Annotated in this window: 1 protein-coding gene; it reads left to right on the top strand. The window is 65.7% G+C overall.

Annotation, left to right across the window (positions count from 1 at the left end; all coding sequences use genetic code 11):
• Positions 1-236: hypothetical protein (locus AAEZ05_RS30195; RefSeq protein ID WP_350650350.1), on the top strand; the 236-nt coding region annotated here is incomplete at both ends.

Genomic DNA, 236 nt, shown 5'->3' with positions numbered 1-236 from the left:
CTACTTGCCCGACGGCACGCTTGAGTACCTGGGCCGCAACGACGATCAGGTGAAGATCCGTGGTCTGCGCATCGAGCTGGGAGAAATCCAGGCGCGCTTGATCGAGCATCCGGCGGTCAAGGACGCCGTGGTCGTCGCCCGGGACCAGCGCCTGGTCGCGTATTACACCGGCGCACCCGCCGACATCGACAGCCTGCGCGCCCAGCTGTTGCAGCACCTGCCGGACTTTATGGTGC

The organism is Pseudomonas sp. HY13-MNA-CIBAN-0226, assembly GCF_040310305.1.
Classification (GTDB): Bacteria; Pseudomonadota; Gammaproteobacteria; order Pseudomonadales; family Pseudomonadaceae; genus Aquipseudomonas; species Aquipseudomonas gregormendelii.
Note: the sequence above shows the minus strand (reverse complement) of the source record. Positions and strands in the feature narration are given on the sequence as shown.